Source organism: Klebsiella sp. K47, assembly GCF_051858335.1.
GTDB lineage: Bacteria > Pseudomonadota > Gammaproteobacteria > Enterobacterales > Enterobacteriaceae > Klebsiella > Klebsiella pneumoniae.
In genome coordinates, this window is the sequence record NZ_JBPYUI010000231.1 from 1 (window position 1) to 238 (window position 238).

At 71.0% G+C, this 238-nt stretch carries 1 protein-coding gene; it reads right to left on the bottom strand.

Annotated elements, in window-relative coordinates; all coding sequences use genetic code 11:
* Positions 1 to 213: twin-arginine translocation signal domain-containing protein (locus RRF55_RS27825; RefSeq protein ID WP_439419273.1), on the bottom strand; the 213-nt coding region annotated here is incomplete at its 3' end.
* Positions 214 to 238 lie beyond the last annotated feature (25 nt).

A 238-nucleotide genomic window follows, 5' to 3' on the forward strand; every position in this document is an offset into this window, starting at 1 on the left:
GCTGCTGGCGATGATGTCGCGTGCCGCCGCCTGCGCAGCCGGTGATGGCCCATACGGGCATTCGTTGAAGTTCAGCAGCACCGGTCCTGTGCGGGCGGGGAGCGCACGCGACGGCGCGGCGGATGCAGGCAGCACGCCCAGGCCGGACAATGCCAGGCCGGCACCGGCCAACTGCAGGAACGAGCGACGGGAAGTGGTGGGGGCAGGCGTCACGGGGCACCGGAAACAAGGGGTTCGG